The organism is Microbacterium sp. UNCCL10, from assembly GCF_000746195.1.
Lineage (GTDB): Bacteria > Actinomycetota > Actinomycetes > Actinomycetales > Microbacteriaceae > Microbacterium > Microbacterium saccharophilum.
This window is the reverse complement of record NZ_JQKT01000007.1, coordinates 1,711,662-1,728,552: the sequence shown is the minus strand read 5'-3', so window position 1 is coordinate 1,728,552 and position 16,891 is coordinate 1,711,662. Positions and strand designations below refer to the sequence as shown.

General features: G+C 71.9%; 14 protein-coding genes and 1 pseudogene. 6 read left to right on the top strand and 9 right to left on the bottom strand.

The features are described 5' to 3' along the window. Both BR85_RS08520 and BR85_RS08515 read right to left on the bottom strand, forming a co-directional pair. Nucleotides 1–384 (bottom strand): helix-turn-helix domain-containing protein (locus tag BR85_RS08520; protein ID WP_197057197.1); only part of this gene is annotated, 384 nt, incomplete at its 3' end. 271 nt (nt 385–655) lie between these two features. Further along, a complete protein-coding gene (locus tag BR85_RS08515; protein ID WP_028496164.1) occupies nt 656–904 on the bottom strand; it encodes a WhiB family transcriptional regulator in 249 nt (82 codons plus the stop codon). A 261-nt stretch (nt 905–1,165) separates the two neighbouring features. On the opposite strand from BR85_RS08515, the gene BR85_RS08510 reads away from it, so the two are divergent. Further along, a complete protein-coding gene (locus BR85_RS08510; RefSeq protein ID WP_028496163.1) occupies nt 1,166–1,555 on the top strand; it encodes a histidine kinase in 390 nt (129 codons plus the stop codon). Nucleotides 1,556–1,568: 13 nt separating this feature from the next. Here BR85_RS08510 and bcp read toward each other — a convergent pair whose 3' ends face one another. Genes bcp through aroA form a run of 3 tightly spaced genes read right to left on the bottom strand, consistent with a single transcriptional unit; the run spans nt 1,569 to nt 4,440 of the window. Beyond that, on the bottom strand, nt 1,569–2,036 hold the full coding sequence (bcp, locus tag BR85_RS08505) for a thioredoxin-dependent thiol peroxidase (RefSeq protein WP_028496162.1): 468 nt from the start codon (nt 2,034–2,036) through the stop codon (nt 1,569–1,571). A gap of 18 nt (nt 2,037–2,054) precedes the next feature. Next, complete coding sequence (rsgA, locus tag BR85_RS08500) at nt 2,055–3,092, bottom strand: ribosome small subunit-dependent GTPase A (RefSeq protein WP_028496161.1); 1,038 nt, start codon at nt 3,090–3,092, stop codon at nt 2,055–2,057. A gap of 13 nt (nt 3,093–3,105) precedes the next feature. Further along, nucleotides 3,106–4,440, bottom strand: a complete 1,335-nt coding sequence (gene aroA / locus BR85_RS08495; protein WP_028496160.1) for a 3-phosphoshikimate 1-carboxyvinyltransferase — start codon at nt 4,438–4,440, stop codon at nt 3,106–3,108. A gap of 48 nt (nt 4,441–4,488) precedes the next feature. Between aroA and BR85_RS08490 the strand changes: the two genes are divergently transcribed. Both BR85_RS08490 and BR85_RS08485 read left to right on the top strand, forming a co-directional pair. Beyond that, the gene (locus tag BR85_RS08490; protein WP_028496159.1) at nt 4,489–5,145 is read left to right on the top strand and encodes a sigma-70 family RNA polymerase sigma factor; all 657 of its coding nucleotides are present in this window, start codon (nt 4,489–4,491) and stop codon (nt 5,143–5,145) included. Then, a complete protein-coding gene (locus BR85_RS08485; RefSeq protein WP_028496158.1) occupies nt 5,142–5,387 on the top strand; it encodes a zf-HC2 domain-containing protein in 246 nt (81 codons plus the stop codon). The genes BR85_RS08490 and BR85_RS08485 overlap by 4 nt, the downstream gene beginning before the upstream one ends. 41 nt (nt 5,388–5,428) lie before the next feature. Here BR85_RS08485 and BR85_RS08480 read toward each other — a convergent pair. Both BR85_RS08480 and BR85_RS08475 read right to left on the bottom strand, forming a co-directional pair. After that, a pseudogene (locus BR85_RS08480) lies at nt 5,429–6,337 on the bottom strand (diacylglycerol kinase); the annotation flags it as partial. Nucleotides 6,338–6,372: 35 nt separating this feature from the next. After that, entirely contained in the window at nt 6,373–10,104 is a 3,732-nt protein-coding gene (locus BR85_RS08475; RefSeq protein ID WP_028496156.1) for a multifunctional oxoglutarate decarboxylase/oxoglutarate dehydrogenase thiamine pyrophosphate-binding subunit/dihydrolipoyllysine-residue succinyltransferase subunit, read from the bottom strand. Between the two features lie 168 nt (nt 10,105–10,272). Between BR85_RS08475 and BR85_RS08470 the strand changes: the two genes are divergently transcribed. Next, the gene (locus BR85_RS08470; RefSeq protein WP_028496155.1) at nt 10,273–11,730 is read left to right on the top strand and encodes a GMP reductase; all 1,458 of its coding nucleotides are present in this window, start codon (nt 10,273–10,275) and stop codon (nt 11,728–11,730) included. A gap of 363 nt (nt 11,731–12,093) precedes the next feature. Here BR85_RS08470 and BR85_RS15680 read toward each other — a convergent pair whose 3' ends face one another. Then, nucleotides 12,094–13,065 carry a hypothetical protein gene (locus tag BR85_RS15680; RefSeq protein WP_231478594.1) on the bottom strand — a complete coding sequence of 324 codons (972 nt, stop codon included), beginning with the start codon at nt 13,063–13,065 and terminating at the stop codon, nt 12,094–12,096. A gap of 308 nt (nt 13,066–13,373) precedes the next feature. Here BR85_RS15680 and BR85_RS08460 point away from each other — a divergent pair, with 308 nt between their 5' ends. Continuing rightward, nucleotides 13,374–14,705, top strand: coding sequence for a hemolysin family protein (locus BR85_RS08460; RefSeq protein ID WP_028496153.1), 1,332 nt, complete (start codon nt 13,374–13,376; stop codon nt 14,703–14,705). Continuing rightward, the gene (locus tag BR85_RS08455; protein ID WP_028496152.1) at nt 14,702–15,757 is read left to right on the top strand and encodes a hemolysin family protein; all 1,056 of its coding nucleotides are present in this window, start codon (nt 14,702–14,704) and stop codon (nt 15,755–15,757) included. The genes BR85_RS08460 and BR85_RS08455 overlap by 4 nt, the downstream gene beginning before the upstream one ends. A gap of 44 nt (nt 15,758–15,801) precedes the next feature. On the opposite strand, the gene BR85_RS08450 is transcribed toward BR85_RS08455, so the two are convergent. Further along, entirely contained in the window at nt 15,802–16,881 is a 1,080-nt protein-coding gene (locus tag BR85_RS08450) for an NADH:flavin oxidoreductase/NADH oxidase (protein ID WP_028496151.1), read from the bottom strand. Nucleotides 16,882–16,891 lie beyond the last annotated feature (10 nt).

Here is a 16,891-nt window from a genome sequence, read left to right as displayed (position 1 = left end):
CTTGGGCTTGCGGACCGGCAATCCGGTGGCCTGGTCGATGTTCGCGAGCGTCGGCATCCGATACCGGGCGAGAACCCGGCCGACCGTCGACCGGTGCAGATGCAGGTGATACGCGATCCGGTGCGGTCCCCAGCGGCGCGTGAACCGCAACGCGACGATCCGCCGCTCTGTCCTGCGCGGCAGCCGATTCGGCGACGAATGAGGCCTTGAGCTGCAGTCTGTCAGCGGCAGCCCGGCCCGATAGCGATCCGCCCACCGCTTCGCGGTCGCCGGGGAACACTGGAACCGTTCCGCGGCTCGCCGCAACGGCCACCGCCGATCCACGATAAGAACAGCAAGACGACGACGCCCCTCCGGCGTCAAAGGCGCGTTAGCGTGAGACACGAAGACCTCCGTGAGCAAGATGCGAGTGTGGTAACCCACATCCTGCCCGGAGGTCTTCGCTACCTCAGCCGTTCACAACCTGCCGGGGAACTACACCTAGCGCACGCCGACATCCTCGTCACAGCACCGGCGGGTGCGTGGGAGGTGGGGCGGCGGATGCTGCGACACGACGACGCGGTGCGTCACAGCACCGGTGGGTGCGTGGCGGTGAACTCGCGGATGCTGTGACATGCCGCGGCGTGCGTCGCAGCGGCGGGGGAGCGGAGGCTCGTCAGGAGGCGCGGCGGGCGCGAGCGGCGCGACGCTTGAGGGCGCGGCGCTCGTCCTCGGACAGCCCACCCCAGACGCCCGAGTCCTGACCGGACTCGAGAGCGTATTGCAGGCAGATCTCGGTGACCGTGCACCGTGCGCACACGGTCTTGGCCTTCTCGATCTGGTCGACGGCCGGGCCGGTGTTCCCTACGGGGAAGAAGAGCTCGGGGTCGACGGTCAGGCAGGCGGCTTTGTCGCGCCAATCCATACTGGGGTGCTCCTTGGATGCGGGATTGAAGATGCGGGTGTGGGCTCGGACGCACGTGGACGTCGACTACCCTGGTGGGTGTGCGAGCTGACTGCTCGCCCCACTGCGCTGTGGGAGCACACGCTTCCCCAATCCTCCCACGGACGGCGAAGTGAATCAAGGGTGAACATCTGCCCAATCCGGGCGATTTGCTGAGTATCGCCTGCATGCCGGGCCGTTTGCCCCGCGTTATGGCGCCGAAGGATGAGGAGATCGCACGGGATGCGCACCACTGTCGTCGAGCGGACCGCCGCAACGCTGCTGGCCGCGGAGGGCATCGGGCTCCTCGTGCTGCTCGGGTGGCAGATCGTCGCGATCGTGACGGGGGACACCGACTCCGTCGCGAGCGCCGTGGCGCTCGTCGTCCTCACGGCGCTCGGTGCTGCTGCCGTCCTCGGCTTCGCCGTCGCCACGTGGGTCGGGCAGTCCTGGGGACGCTCGGGTGGGATCGTCACGCAGCTGCTGGTCCTCGCCGTCGCCCTGGGCGCCGCGACCGGCGACTACGGGCATCCTGCCATCGCGGTCGGACTCGCCATCCCGGCGATCGTCGTCGGCCTCTGCCTCATCGCCGCCGCCCGCGCCGCGGGACGCCGCCGCCCCGCGACCGACTGAAGGCCCGGAGTCCTCAGTCGAGCCCGAGGAGCGCGCGCACGCGAGCGACGTGCCCCGTGGCCTTGACGTTGTAGAGCGCGTGGGCGATGCGCCCGTCGGCATCCACGGCGAAGGTCGAGCGGATGACGCCTTCGACGACCTTGCCGTAGTTCATCTTCTCGCCCCACGCGCCGTACGCCTCGTGGACGGCGTGGTCCGGGTCGCTCAGCAGGCCGTAGGTCAGACCGTCGCGCTCGCGGAACGTCCGGAGGGTCGCGGGGTCGTCGCGGGAGACGCCGAGCACGGTGTAGCCGGCGGACTGCAGGGGCGCCAGGCTGTCGCGGAAATCGCACGCCTCGGTCGTGCATCCGGGCGTCATGGCGGCGGGGTAGAAGAACAGCACCACGCCGCCGCCGCGGAGATCGGCGAGGGAGACGGGACGCTCGTCCTGGTCGACGAGCGTGAAATCGGGAGCGGGGGAGCCGGGCTCGAGTCGGGACATGCCCCCAAGCCTAGATCGTCAGGCGAACGTCGCCAGCAGCCGCTGCAGGGAGTCCAGCCGTGCCGCCCCGCTCTGGCCGAGTCGCCCCTCCTGGACGGCTTCCACGAGCGCGCAGTCCGGCGCATCCGGCAGGTGCGTGCACCCACGCGGGCATTCCTCCGCGACGACCGCGAGGTCGGTGAAGGCCTTGAGGATGTTGGCCGGGTCGACGTGCCCGAGCCCGAACGAGCGCACACCGGGCGTGTCGATCACCCAGCCGCGGCCCTCCGCACCCTCGTAGCGGAGGGACACGGTGGAGCTGGAGGTGTGGCGCCCCCGCCCCGTCACGGCGTTCACGTGGCCCGTGGCACGCAGCGCGCTCGGGACGAGAGCGTTGACGAGGGTCGACTTGCCGACGCCGGAGTGCCCCACGAAGACGGTGGAGTGGCCCACCAGATGCGCGCCGACCTCGTCGACGGGCATGTCCTCGCGGGCGCTCGTGAACACCTGCAGCGTGTCGAGGCCCTCGAAGTTCTTCAGGAACGCGGCCGGATCGGCGAGGTCGGTCTTGGTCACGACGAGCAGGGGGCGGATGCCGGCATCCAGGGCCGCGATGAGGTACCGGTCCACGAGCCGCGGCCGCGGTTCCGGGTCGGCGGCGGCGACCACGATGAGCATCTGGTCGGCGTTGGCGACCACGATCCGCTCCACCTGGTCGGTGTCGTCGGCGCTCCGACGCAGGAGCGACGTGCGCTCCTCGATGCCGACGATGCGCGAGAGGCTGCCCACGTCGCCGCTCGTGTCGCCGACGATCCTCGCCCGGTCGCCCGTGACGATCGGCTGCTTGCGCAGCTCGCGCGCCCGCGTGGCGAGCGCCTGGTGCTCGTCGGGGCCGCCCTCGTCGACGAGGACGGTGTACCGGCCGCGGTCCACGCCCAGCACGCGGGCGATCTTCGCGTCGGCGTGCGCGGGGCGCCGCTTCGAGCGGGGGCGGTTCGCCTTGGGGTTCGGGCGGACCCGGATGTCCGACTCGTCGTACTCGGGTTCGTCGTCGTCGGTGTCGTCGAGCCAGCTCACGCGGCGCCTCTCGTCACGCCGGCTGGCCCTGCAGCATCCGCTGCCACAGCTGCGGGAACTCCGGCATCGTCTTCGCGGTCGTGCCGATGTCGTCGACCTCGACGCCGGGGACGCGCAGGCCGATGACGGCGCCCGCCGTGGCGATCCGGTGGTCGTGGTGTGCGCGCCACAATCCGCCCCGGAGCGGGCGGGGGAGGATGCGGATGCCGTCCGGCAGCTCCTCGGCCTCGCCGCCGAGGGCGCGCAGGTTCGACACGAGCGCCGCGATGCGGTCGGTCTCGTGCCCGCGGATGTGCCCGATCCCGTGCAGGGTGGTCGGGGCGTCGGCGAACGCGGCGAGCGCGAACAGGACGGGCGTCAGCTCGCTCGCGGCGCTGAGATCCAGGTCGATCCCGGCGATCCGGTCGGTGCCGGTCACCGTGAGCGCGCCGGCGCGACGCGACGTGCGGGCACCGAGCACCGTGAGGATGTCGGAGAGCAGGGCGCCGGGCTGGGTGGAGCGCGCCGGCCACCCGGGCACGGTCACCGACCCGCCGGTGACGACCGCCGCCGCGAGGAACGGGGCGGCGTTGGAGAGGTCGGGCTCGATCGCGATGTCCTTGCCGCGCAGCGCGCCGGCCGGGACGAGCCATTCGTGGGCGTTCGGCCGCTCGACGTGGACTCCGCGGTGGGCGAGCGCCTCCACCGTCATGTCGATGTGCGGCGCGCTGGGCAGCCTGCCGCCGGAGTGGATGAGGTGCAGGCCCACGTCGAAGCGCGGCGCCGCGAGCAGCAGGCCCGAGACGAACTGGCTCGACGTGCTCGCGTCGATCGTGACCTCGCCGCCGCGGATGTGCCCGCGCCCGCGCACCGTGAAGGGCAGCGACCAGTTCCCGCCGTCGTCGATGTCGACGCCGATCTCCCGGAGCGCCTTGATCATGGTCCCCATCGGCCGGTGCAGCGCGCTCTCGTCTGCCGTGAGGGTGACGTCGCCGTGGGACAGGCCCGCGAGCGGCGCGACGAAGCGCATGACCGTGCCCGCCTGGCCGCAGTCCACGACCGTGTCGCCGGTGAGCGCGCCGTTCGGGTTCACCTCGAGGTCGGGCCCGAACTCGCCCTCCCCGTCGACCTCGTCGATCTGGACGCCGAGGGTCTGCAGCGCCGCGATCATGCGGGCGGAGTCGTCCGAATGCAGCGGCGAGATCAGCCGGCTGGGGGCCTCGGCGAGGGCCGCCAGGATGAGTTCGCGATTGGTCAGCGACTTGGATGCCGGGACGGTGACCGTCGCGTGCACGGCGTCCGGCGCCACCGGCGCGGACCAGAGTTCGCGGGTGGCGGGAGACTGCGGGGAATAGCCAGGGGCGGTCATCGGGTTCTACCCTAACGAACCCGTCCGTCTCTGAGCCCGAGGAGTGCAATGATCGCGACCGTCGACCCGAACTCCGAATGGGACGAACTCGCCGACGTAGACTGGCGCGTGATGGAAGATCAGGCGGCAGCCGACCCGCGCACCCAGTTCGAAGAGCAGGCGCTCCCCTTCATGGACCAGCTGTACGCAGCGGCCATGCGGATGACGCGCAACCCCGCCGACGCCGCGGATCTCGTGCAGGAGACGTTCGTCAAGGCGTTCGCCGCCTGGGCGTCGTTCACGCAGGGGACGAACCTGAAGGCGTGGCTCTACCGCATCCTCACGAACACGTACATCAACACGTATCGCAAGAAGCAGCGGGAGCCGTACCAGGGGACGATCGACGACCTCGAGGACTGGCAGCTCGGCGGCGCCGAGTCGACGACGGCGACGAGCTCGCGATCGGCCGAGGCCGAGGCGATCGACCGGATGCCGGCATCCATCGTCAAGGATGCCCTGCAGTCCATCCCGGAGGACTTCCGTCTGGCGGTGTACTTCGCCGACGTGGAGGGGTTCGCGTATCAGGAGATCGCGGACATCATGAAGACACCCATCGGCACGGTCATGAGCCGCCTGCATCGTGGCAGGCGGATGCTGCGTGACCTGCTGGCCGACTATGCACGAGAGCGTGGCATCGACGTGCCCGCCACGAGGAGCGCGAAATGACCGATTGCGGCTGCGACAAGGCCCGGAAGGACCTCGAGGAGTACCTGCGCAACGAAGTGTGCAAGACCGAGCATTCCGACATCACGGAGCACCTGGCGAACTGCGCAAGCTGCCAGGAGGAGGCGCTGGTCGCCCGTACCCTGACCGAGGTCGTCGCGCGGGCATGCCGGGAGACGGCGCCTGAGACGCTGCGCGACCAGGTGATGTCGCGCCTGCGCGCCGAGCAGGCCGCGCACCACTGACCCGCCGGCGACCGTCCGGTCGCATGTGTGGCCGCGCCCGCTCAGGCGGGGGCGAAGAGGGTGAGCGCGCGCGGGACGACCTCCACGCGCACCGGCAGCGCCCCCACTGCGTCGCCGTCGGCGTACGCCGTGACTCCGGGTGAGGACAGCCGTGCCGCCCTCACGCGGTACGTGGTCACCTCCGGAGCGCTCGTGTGCGTCCCGCGGTACACCCGCGGCAGCAGGCGCAGCAGGAGGTGGATGCGCCCCGCGGGCCGGACGAGCGTGACGTCGAGCAGCCCGTCGGCGGGGTCGGCGTCCGGGCAGATGGGGACGCCGCCGCCGTACGTGCGGCCGTTGCCGACCGTCGCGATCAGCAGGTCGCCCGTCACGCGCTCGCCGGTCCCGTCGGCGAACTCGAGGTCGACCTCGTACGGCTCGCCGCGCAGCCGCAGGAACTCGATCAGCAGGGCGATGCGGTAGCGCATTGCGCCGCGCGGCCACCGCATCCGGTTGGCCCGGTCGTTGACCTTCGAATCGAACCCGCTCGCGAGCACCGTCCCGTAGAGGGTGGTCGTGCCGTCCGCGCGGACGATGCGGGCGAGGTCGATCGTGCGCGTGCGGCCCGCGATGACCGCGTCGGCGGCACCGTCCGCATCCAGGTCGCGGAGCCCCACCGTCGTCGCGAGGTCGTTCCCGGTGCCGGAGGGCACGATTCCGAGCGGGATGCCGGTGCCCGCCAGCTGCTGGATCGCGAGGTTCACGGTCCCGTCGCCGCCGGCGACGAGCACGGCGTCAACACCCAGCTCCAGGGCGGCCGCCAGCAGGTCGGAGGACTCCTCGGCGCTGCCGCCGGAGATGAGCGCCGTCCGCACGCCGTGCGCGCGCAACCGGCCGGCGGCCCGCTCCGCCGCGTGCGCCCCGGCGTCGGCCCGCGCAGTGGGGTTGACGAGGAGGGCGACGTGCATGGCGTCCCGTCTGCGCGGCCGGCGCCGCCGTCGCTGTCCTACAGGGAGAGGGCCTTGGCCATGATGGCGGCGTGCTCGACGGCGTGCACCTTGGGGGAGCCCGTCGCCGTGGAGGCCGCGGCGGCGCGGGAGACCCGGCGGATCGTCCGTCCGTGCAGGTGCTTTACGACCTCGAGCGCGATGAACGGCCAGGCGCCCTGGTTCTCCGGCTCGTCCTGCACCCACACCAGCTCGGCGTTCGGGTAGGAGTCCAGGACCGCGTTCAGCTCGTCGATCGGGGCCGGGTAGAACTGCTCCAGACGGACGAGGGCGATCTCCGGGTTCGGGTTCTTCTCGAGCTCGGACGCCAGATCCCAGTGGATCTTGCCGGAGTGCAGCAGCACGCGCTTCACGGCGCCGCGGTCCAGCGTCCGGCGGTCGTCGAGCACCGGCTCGAAGCGTCCGGTCGCGAAGTCCTCGACGGGGCTCGTCGCGCCGCGCAGACGCAGCATGGCCTTGGGCGTGAACACCACGAGCGGGCGGCGCGGGCGGGCGTACGCCTGCCGACGGAGCAGGTGGAAGTACGACGCGGGCGTCGACGGGCGCGCGACGGTCATGTTGTCCTGCGCGCACATCTGCAGGTAGCGCTCGATGCGCGCGGACGAGTGGTCGGGTCCCTGGCCCTCGTAGCCGTGCGGCAGCAGCAGCACGACGCTCGACTGCTGCCCCCACTTCTGGTCCGCCGAGGAGATGAACTCGTCGATGACCGACTGGGCGCCGTTGGCGAAGTCGCCGAACTGGGCCTCCCACAGCGTCAGGGTGTCGGCGCGCTCCACCGAGTAGCCGTACTCGAACGCCATCGCGGCGTACTCGCTGAGCAGCGAGTCGTACGCGTAGAAGCGGCCCTGACCGTCGGCGAGGTTCGCCAGCGGCAGCCATTCCTGGCCGTTCGCGCGGTCGTGCATGACGGCGTGACGCTGGACGAACGTGCCGCGGCGCGAGTCCTGCCCGGCCAGGCGGACGTTCGTGCCCTCCATGAGCAGCGAACCGAAGGCGAGCAGCTCGCCGAAGCCCCAGTCGATGTTGCCGTTGCGGCTCATGTCGTGGCGCTTGTCCAGCAGCTGCTGGATCTTGTTGTGCACCGTGAAGCCCTCGGGCTTGTTGATGAACGCCTCGCCGATCTGGCGCACGACATCGGGCGAGACGCCGGTGGTGTCGGGCTCGCCGGCGACGACCTCGATCGTCGTGGTCGTCGGGGCCACGATGGGGGAGGAGCCGGTCTCGGCCGCGTGCGTCTGCGCGAACGCGATCTCCAGACGGTCCTGGAAGTCGCGCTTGGCCTGCTCGTACTCCTCTTCCGTGATGTCACCGCGACCGACGAGGGCCTCGGTGTACAAGCGGCGGACGGAGCGCTTCGCCTCGATGAGGTTCGTCATGAGCGGCTGCGTCATCGAGGGGTCATCGCCCTCGTTGTGGCCGCGGCGGCGGTAGCAGACGAGGTCGATCACGACATCGCGGTTGAACTCCTGGCGGTACTGGAACGCGACCTCCGCGACGCGGACCACGGCCTCCGGGTCGTCGCCGTTGACGTGGAAGATCGGCGCCTGGATCGTCTTGGCGACATCCGTCGCGTAGACCGACGTGCGCGCGTCCTGCGGCAGCGTCGTGAAGCCGACCTGGTTGTTGACGATGACGTGGACGGTGCCACCGGTGCGGTAGGCGCGCAGCTGCGACATCTGCAGCGTCTCGAACACGACGCCCTGGGCTGCGAAGGCCGCGTCGCCGTGGACGAGGATCGGCAGCCAGGAGAACGAGCCGATCGGCATCCGGTCCTGCTTGGCGCGGGTGATGCCCTCCAGCACGCCGTCGACGGTCTCCAGGTGGGACGGGTTCGCGGCGAGGTAGACCGGCAGCTCGTCGCCGTCGTCGGCGACGAAGGTGCCCTCGGTGCCGAGGTGGTACTTCACGTCGCCCGACCCGCTCTTCGAGCCGATCGCGACGGAGCCCTCGAACTCGCGGAAGATCTGGCTGTACGTCTTTCCGGCGATGTTGGTGAGGACGTTGAGGCGGCCGCGGTGCGCCATGCCGATCGCGACGCCGTCCAGCGAGGCGCGCGCGGCGCCCTGGAGGATCTCGTCCAGCAGGGGGATGAGCGACTCGCCGCCCTCGAGGCTGAACCGCTTCTGGCCCACGTACTTCGTCTGCAGGAACGTCTCGAACGCCTCGGCCTGGTTCAGCTTGTCGAGGATCCGCAGCTGCTCGTCGTGGCCGGGCTTCTGGTACTTGACCTCGACGTTGTCCTGGAACCACTTGCGCTGGGCGGGGTCCTGGATGTGCATGTACTCGACGCCGATGGTGCGGCAGTACGAGTCGCGCAGCACGCCGAGGATGTCGCGAAGCTTCATCTGGCGCTTGCCGCCGAAGCCGTTCGTGACGAATTCGCGGTCGAGGTCCCAGAAGGTCAGGCCGTGCGACTCGATCTCGAGGTCCGGGTGCGTGCGCTGCATGTACTCGAGCGGGTCGATGTCGGCCATGAGGTGGCCGCGCACGCGGAACGAGTTGATGAGCTCCTGCACGCGGGCGGTCTTGTCGACGCGCTCCGCCAGGTCGACGTTGATGTCGGTGCCCCAGTGGATCGGGGCGTAGGGGATGCGCAGCGCGGCGAAGATCGACTCGTAGAAGCCGCGCTGACCGGTGAGCAGCTCGTGGACGATCTTGAGGAACTCGCCCGAGCCGGCACCCTGGATGACGCGGTGGTCGTAGGTGCTGGTGAGCGTGATGGTCTTGCCGATGCCGAGCTCGACGAGCGTCTTCTCGCTGGAGCCCTGGAACTCCGCCGGGTATTCGAGCGCGCCGGCGCCGACGATGCAGCCCTGACCCTTCATGAGGCGGGGCACGGAGTGCACGGTGCCGATGCCGCCCGGGTTGGTGAGCGAGATCGTCGTGCCCTGGAAGTCCGCGGCGGTGAGCTTGTTGCCGCGGGCGCGGGTGACGAGGTCCTCGTAGGCGGCGAGGTATTCGCTGAAGGTGAGGGACTCGGCGCGCTTGATGCTCGGCACCATGAGCGCGCGCGTGCCGTCGGGCTTGGGCAGGTCGATCGCGATGCCCAGGTTGATGTGCGCGGGCGCGACGACGGACGGCTTGCCGTCGATCTCGGCGTAGGACACGTTCTGGCTGGGGAAGGCCTTCAGCGCCTGGATGAGCGCCCAGCCGATGAGGTGCGTGAAGCTCACCTTGCCGCCGCGGGTGCGGGCCATGTGGTTGTTGATGACGATGCGGTTGTCGATCATCAGCTTCGCCGGCACGGTGCGCACGCTCGTGGCCGTGGGGACGGTCAGCGACTCGTCCATGTTGGCCGCGAGGGTCTTCGTCATGCCGCGCAGCGGCGTGACGACGTCCGCGCCGGCCTCGGACGGGGCGGCGGGCGCGGCGTGGGGGGCCTGCGCCGGGATGGGCTGCGGGGACGCCGGGCGGGCCGTCGTGCGGGCGACGGGGGCGGATGCCGACGGGGTCGGCGCCGCGGAGGCGGCGGCCGGGGCGGCCGGAGCCGGGGCCGCGGGTGCCTGCGCCTGGGCGGGTGCCGGAGCTGCGGGCGCCGGGGCCTCTGCGGCGGGTGCCGGAGTCTCGGCCTGGGCCCCGTCGGGCTGGTAGGCCTCGAGGACGGGCCACCATTCCTTGTCGACCGAGTTCCGGTCCTTCGCGAACTGCTCGTACATCTCGGCGACGAGCCATTCATTCGCCCCGAATTCGCCTTCGCTCGAAGTTCCCACGCCGGTCGCCGGACTGGACACGGTTGCGCCTGCTTTCGTCAGTGAAGTTCGGTCTGTGCGGGGCATCGGATCCGCCCGCGCGCACACTCATCAAGGGTATCCCAGGTTTGGGTGCCGTATCGCGCCCTGCGGCTCGGCGGAAGGCGTCGGCAATGCTGAACCGGGGTGCAGAGTCGCTACCGTGGACCTATGCAGTTCTCCGGAGAACGGCCCACCGTCGACCTGACGTATTCGGACGTGTTCCTCGTCCCGCGACATTCCGCTGTGACCAGCCGGCTCGACGTCGACCTGTCACCGCACGACGGCACCGCGGCGACGATCCCGATCATCGCGTCGAACATGAACTCCGTGACCGGCCCCCGGCTCGCCGCGGCCCTCGCCCGCCGCGGCGGACTCGGCGTGCTGCCGCAGGACATGCCGCTGCAGGACCTCGATGCGGCGATCCGGTGGGTGAAGGACCAGCCGGTGCCGTGGGACACCCCCGTCGTCCTGCCGCCGGACGCGACGGTCGCCGAAGCCGCCAGCCTGCTGCCGCCCGCGGGCCCGCACGCGATCGTGGTCGCCTCCGCCGCAGCATCCGGCATCCACATCGACGACATCCTCGGGATCGTGACGGCCGGCCGGCTCGCGACCGCGCTGCCCGACGCGCGGCTCGGCGACCTCACGCGGGGCCGCGCCCCGTCGATCGATGCGGATGACGTCCAGGACACGCGGCACGCGTTCGACCTCCTCGTCGACGCCGACGCGGAGACGGTCTGCGTCCTGCATCAGGGCCACCTGATCGGAACGCTCTCCCAGCGCAGCGCGCTGCGCTCCACCCTGTACCGTCCCGCCGTCGACGCCGACGGCCGGCTCATCGTCGCGGCCGCCGTGGGTATCAACGGCGACGTGGCGGCGAAGGCGCGGGCCCTCGCCGCGGCGGGCGTCGATGTGCTCGTCGTGGACACGGCGCACGGACACCAGGACGGGATGCTGCGCGCGCTCCGCACCGTCGCCGACCTCCAGCTGGAGATCCCCGTCGCGGCGGGCAACGTCGTGACCACCGAGGGCGTGCAGGACCTCGTCGCCGCCGGCGCCTCGATCATCAAGGTCGGGGTGGGACCCGGGGCGATGTGCACCACGCGCATGATGACCGCCGTCGGCCGCCCGCAGTTCTCCGCCGTGCTGGAGACCTCCGACGCCGCAGCCGAGCTCGGCGCGCACGTCTGGGCGGACGGCGGCGTGCGCTACCCGCGCGACGTCGCGCTCGCGCTCGCCGCGGGTGCGGCGTCCGTCATGATCGGGTCGTGGTTCGCGGGGACCCTCGAGTCGCCCGGGCCGCTGCAGGTCGACGAGGCCGGCCGCGTCTACAAGGAATCGTGGGGGATGGCCTCGACGAAGGCCGTGCACGGCCGGTTCGGGCGCCTGGACCCGTACGAGCGGGCCCGGAAGGAGCTCTTCGCCGAGGGGATCTCGTCCTCGCGCATCTACCTCGACCCCCTGCGGCCGAGCGTCGAGGACCTCGTCGACATGATCACCTCGGGCGTCCGCTCGTCGTTCACCTACGCGGGCGCCGCGACCGTGCCGGAGTTCCACGAGCGGGCCACGGTCGGCCTGCAGTCGGCGGCCGGCTACGAGGAGGGCAAGGCGCTCCCCGTCAGCTGGTGAGCCCGCGCCGCACGGCGCCCCCGCGGCATCCCCGTGCCCCGCACGGCAGCCCCGTGCCCCGCGCCCCGCGGCATCCCCGTGCCGCTCGCGCTGCCGAACGCGGCACGCGCTGCCGAACGTTCGACCGCGCGTGCCTCTTTGGACCGCGCGTGCCACGCACGGCACCCCCGTGCCGCAGCCCCGCGCCGCATCCCCGTGCCGGCGCACGGCATCCCCGTGCCGCTCGCGCTGCCGAAAGCGGCGCGCGCTGCCGAAAGTTCGACCGCGCGTGCCACTTTGGACCGCGCGTGCCGATTTCGACCGCCGGATGCAAGGGGGCGGGATGCCGGATGCCGGGGGCCGGGGGCCGGGGGCCGGGTGGGGTCACCGGAGGACGGGGTCGCCGGCGCGCGGGCGAGGCTTGCGGCTGCGCAGGCCGTCCGCAGTGAGCACGTCGTAGACGCGTTGCGGGTGGTCGGCGTCGGACGCCTCCAGGCGGGAGAAGCCCCGCACCTCGCGGCGGATCTCGTTCTCGCGGTTCTTCTCGTCGATGACGATCGCGGCCGGCGTCCGGCCCGCGACGAACTCCGCGCTCAGGTACTTCCCGCGCCCGTCGATCTCGAGCCAGTGATCGGCCTCCGGGAAGTACAGGTCGCCGAAGACGACGCGGCCGCTGCGCAGCCGGCGACGCTCCTGCAGCCGCGGGCCCGGGAATCCGAGGGCGATGACGAGCAGCCGCATCTGCGTCTCGCGGGCGTTGGCGGCCAGGGACGCGGATGCCGCGAGGGCGCGTCGCGCGCGGGCATCCCCCCGCACCGACTCGGTCCCGAGCAGCGCGAGGATGTCGTCCTTCGTCGCGAGCGCGCCGCCGCGGCGGCCGGTCCACAGCGTCTGATCGATCGCGGACACGGCCCGCGTGAACGGCAGGATGCGGGCGAGGTCCAGAGCGGTCTGCGCCGGGGTCGTGACCTCATGCGCCCCGAACGGCACGCGCTCCACCCGCTCGAGACCCAGAGCCCGCCGCCGGATCGCGCCGCCGGAGCGTCCGCCCGTGGCCCGCGGGATCGTCACGTCGACGGCATCCGGCCATGCCCCCAGCAGGTCGATGGCCCACACCGCCGCAGCGGCGAAGTGCGAGACGACCGCGGGCGCCTCGAGCCGGGCGAGCACCTCCTCGACGCGCAGCCGGTGCCGGCCGATGCCGGTCAGCGCGCGCCACTCGGCGCTGCTCACGAACACGCCCGGGGCGATCCGCGTCCAGGTCCGCTCGCGCAGGTGACGGCGGACCCGCCGGTAGTCGGGGTGGGCGGTCAGCTCCCGCCGGCGCACGATCGGGATCTCGGGTACCGGCATCATGCGTCCACCCTGGGCGCCCGCGCCCGCCCATCTCGCCCGCCCCCACGGACCCGTGCCCCGCCGCCCCGTCACCCACCCTGGGGAGGAAGCGGCGGCCCGCCGGTCCGCGCTGCCGAAAACGGCAAGCGCTGCGGAATGTTCGACCGCGCGTGCCGCTTTGGGCAGCGCGAGGGGCGCGGAGGGGTGGGGGCCGGGGCGGATGCCGAGGGGCCGGGCGGGTGCCGTAGAATCGTCGGCACAATGGACGACCCTCCCAGTAGACGCTCGCCCCACCGACCCTCCTCGCCGCGGAGCGGGGGTGATGCGTGATGGATTACGTCATGTTGGGCGTGGGGCTGCTCCTGACCATCGGCACCGGCCTCTTCGTCGCGAGCGAGTTCGCGCTCGTCAACCTCGACCGCGCCGACCTCGAAGCACGGCAGGCCGCCGGCGAGTCCCGCCTCGCGCGGACCATCTCCGCCCTGCGGATCACGTCGACGCACCTCTCCAGCGCACAGCTGGGCATCACCCTGACGACGCTGCTCACCGGCTACACGATGGAGCCCGCGATCTCGAACCTGCTCCGGCCGGTGTTCGAGGGGTGGGGGATGCCGGCGTCGGCCTCCCGGCCGATCGCGACCATCATCGGCGTCGCCATCGCGACGATCTTCTCGATGATCCTCGGCGAGCTCGTGCCGAAGAACTTCGCGCTCGCGATCCCGAGGCAGACCGCGAAGCTCGTGATGCCGTTCCAGGTCGCGTTCACGACGGTCTTCCGCCCCGCCGTCACGGTGCTCAACGGCAGCGCGAACGGGGTGCTCCGCGCCGTCGGCATCGAGCCCAAGGAGGAGCTCTCCGGCGCCCGCACGGCGGAGGAGCTGTCCAGCCTCGTCCGCCGCTCCGCGAGCGCGGGCGTGCTGGAGGAGGACACCGCATCGCTCCTCGACCGCACCCTCACCTTCGCGCGCCTGACCACGGCCGACGTCATGACGCCGCGCCCCAGCATCCACGCCGTCGCGGCGGGGGACAGCGTGGAGGACGTCGTGCAGCTCGCCCGCCGCACGGGCCACAGCCGCTTCCCGGTGTACGACGAGTCGATGGACGACATCACCGGCATCGTCCACCTGAAGCAGGCCGTCAGCGTCCCGCGCGAGCGCCGCGCCGACGTGCCGGCCGCCGCCATCGCCGAGGAGCCGCTGCGGGTCCCGGAGGCCGTGCACCTGGACGCCCTCATGTCCGAGCTCCGCGCCCGCGGCTACCAGATGGCCATCGTCGTCGACGAGTACGGCGGGACGGCCGGCGTCGTCACCCTCGAGGACCTCGTCGAGGAGATCGTCGGCGAGGTGCTCGACGAGCACGACCGCAGCCGCGCCGGCATCGTCCGCGGCCGCGAGGGCAGCGTCGTCTTCCCCGGCGATCTCCGTCCCGACGAGCTGCTCGACCGCACCGGCATCCGGGTGCCCGAGGGCGACGTCTACGACACGATCGGCGGATTCCTCATGGCCTCGCTGGAGCGCATCCCTTCCGTCGGTGACACCGTGGAGCTCGAGGACGGGACGCTGCGCGTGCAGCGCATGGACGGCCGGCGCGTAGACCGCGTGCGGTTCCTGCCCACCCCGCTCCCCGAGGGCGCCGAGAAGCCGGGCGGTGAGACCCGATGAACGACTGGGCCGGAATCGCGTGGCTCGTGGTGCTGCTGGCGTTCAACGCGTTCTTCGTCGGCGCCGAGTTCGCCGTCATCTCCGCGCGCCGATCGCAGATCGAGCCGCTCGCCGAGAAGGGCTCGCGGGCGGCGAAGACCGCCCTGTACGCGATGGAGCACGCCACCCGCATGCTCGCGACGAGCCAGCTGGGCATCACGATCTGCTCGCTGCTGATCCTCAACGTCTCGGAGCCGGCGATCCACCACCTGCTGGAGGGCCCGCTCGCGCTCACCGGCTGGAGCGAGGCCGTCATCGGGGGCGTCGCCTTCGCCGTGGCGCTCCTGCTCGTGTCGTACCTGCACGTCGTGTTCGGCGAGATGGTGCCGAAGAACCTGGCGTTCTCCGTGCCCGACCGCGCGGTGCTCATGCTCGCCACGCCGCTGGTGTGGGTCTCGAAGCTGTTCCACCCGCTGATCGTCGTGCTCAACTGGATCGCGAACCACGCGGTGCGCCTCTTCGGCGTCGAGCCGAAGGACGAGGCCGCGTCGACGTTCACCCTCGAAGAGGTGGCGACCATCGTGAACCAGTCCCGCATCGAGGGCGTCCTGGACGATGCGTCCGGGGCGGTCGCGGCGGCCGTGGAGTTCACCGACAAGAAGGCGAAGGACATCGCCGTGCCGCTGTCCTCGCTCGTCACGCTGCCGGAGCACACGACGCCCGATGAGATCGAGCGCGCGGTCGCCAAGCACGGCTACTCGCGCTACGTCATCGTCGACGCCGACGGCGTGCCGGTCGGCTACGTGCACCTGAAGGACGTGCTGCGGGAGGCGGAGGACCCGGATGCCGGCGCCAGCGCCGCGCTCCCCATCAAGCCCAAGCGTATCCACCACATGCTGCCCGTCGCCGAGACCACCGATCTCGAGGACGCGCTCGCGCTCATGCGGCGCTCCAGCCGTCACCTCGCGCAGGTGCGCGACGCGAAGGGCCGGACCACCGGGGTGCTGTTCCTCGAGGACATCATCGAGGAGCTCGTCGGCGAAGTGCACGACGCCACCCGCCGCGGGTTCTGAGCCGGACGCGCCGCCCCCGCCCGTCCGTGGCGGGGGCGGCGCGCTCAGCCGGCGATGCGCGGGCGGGCGCGCTCGTACTGCGGCGGCCACGGCGCCGCCGTCGGCGTGCCGAGCTCGGTCGCCGCGCGCAGCCCGAAATGCGGGTCGCGCAGCCACTCCCGCGCGGCGAGGATGGCGTCGGCGTCGCCGGCCGCGAGGATCTGCTCGGCCTGCGGGCCGCCCGTGATCTCGCCCACCGCGCCGACCGGGAGTCCGGTGCCGCGGCGGACCGCGGCGGCCAGCGGCACCTGGTAGCCGGGACCCGTCGTGATGCGCTGGTGCAGGACGAGCCCGCCGCTGGACACGTCGAGCAGGTCGACGCCGCGCTCGGCGACCCGGCGGCCCACCGTCACGGTGTCCTCGACGTCCCAGCCGCCGTCGGCCCAGTCGGTCGCCGAGAACCGGACGAAGACCGGCCGGTCACCCGCCGCGGTCCGGACGACGTCGACGACCCGCAGGAGCAGGCGAGCGCGGTTCTCCAGCGACCCGCCGTACTCGTCCTCCCGCCGGTTGGAGAGGGGGGAGAGGAACTGGTGCAGCAGGTAGCCGTGCGCCGCGTGCACCTCGAGCACCTCGAAGCCGGCCTCCACGGCCCGGACGGCCGCGGCCGCGAAGGCGTCGACGACGGCGTCGATCCCGGCGGCGTCCAGCGCTTCCGGCATCGCGAAGCCCTCGAAGGCGACCGCGGAGGGCGCCGTCGTGGTCCAGCCGCCTTCCCCGTGCGGCACCGACCCGCGCTGTCCGGAGAACGGCGACCAGGTCGAGGCCTTGCGACCGGCGTGCGCGAGCTGGATGCCGGGCACCGCGCCGCGCGCGCGGATCGCCGCAGCGATCCCCGCCCACGCGTCGCGCTGCTCGTCCGTCCACAGGCCCGTGTCCTCCGGCGTGATCCGCCCCTCCGGCACCACAGCCGTGGCCTCCGCGATGACGAGGCCCGCTCCTCCGGACGCGAACTGCGCCAGGTGCACGTGGTGCCAGTCGTTCGGCATGCCGTCCACGGCCGAGTACTGGCACATGGGGGCGACCCACAGCCGGTTGCGGAACGACGTGTGCCGGATATCCAGGGGGGTGAACAGCGAGCTCATGCAGGCGAAT

Coding starts and splice junctions, on each gene's coding strand:
- bcp (WP_028496162.1), bottom strand. CDS start 2,036: ATGTCCCGACTCGAGCCCGGCTCCCCCGCTCCCGATTTCACGCTCGTC.
- BR85_RS08455 (WP_028496152.1), top strand. CDS start 14,702: ATGAACGACTGGGCCGGAATCGCGTGGCTCGTGGTGCTGCTGGCGTTC.
- BR85_RS08460 (WP_028496153.1), top strand. CDS start 13,374: ATGGATTACGTCATGTTGGGCGTGGGGCTGCTCCTGACCATCGGCACC.
- BR85_RS08490 (WP_028496159.1), top strand. CDS start 4,489: ATGATCGCGACCGTCGACCCGAACTCCGAATGGGACGAACTCGCCGAC.
- BR85_RS08485 (WP_028496158.1), top strand. CDS start 5,142: ATGACCGATTGCGGCTGCGACAAGGCCCGGAAGGACCTCGAGGAGTAC.
- BR85_RS08510 (WP_028496163.1), top strand. CDS start 1,166: ATGCGCACCACTGTCGTCGAGCGGACCGCCGCAACGCTGCTGGCCGCG.
- BR85_RS15680 (WP_231478594.1), bottom strand. CDS start 13,065: ATGATGCCGGTACCCGAGATCCCGATCGTGCGCCGGCGGGAGCTGACC.
- aroA (WP_028496160.1), bottom strand. CDS start 4,440: ATGACCGCCCCTGGCTATTCCCCGCAGTCTCCCGCCACCCGCGAACTC.
- BR85_RS08470 (WP_028496155.1), top strand. CDS start 10,273: ATGCAGTTCTCCGGAGAACGGCCCACCGTCGACCTGACGTATTCGGAC.
- BR85_RS08515 (WP_028496164.1), bottom strand. CDS start 904: ATGGATTGGCGCGACAAAGCCGCCTGCCTGACCGTCGACCCCGAGCTC.
- BR85_RS08450 (WP_028496151.1), bottom strand. CDS start 16,881: ATGAGCTCGCTGTTCACCCCCCTGGATATCCGGCACACGTCGTTCCGC.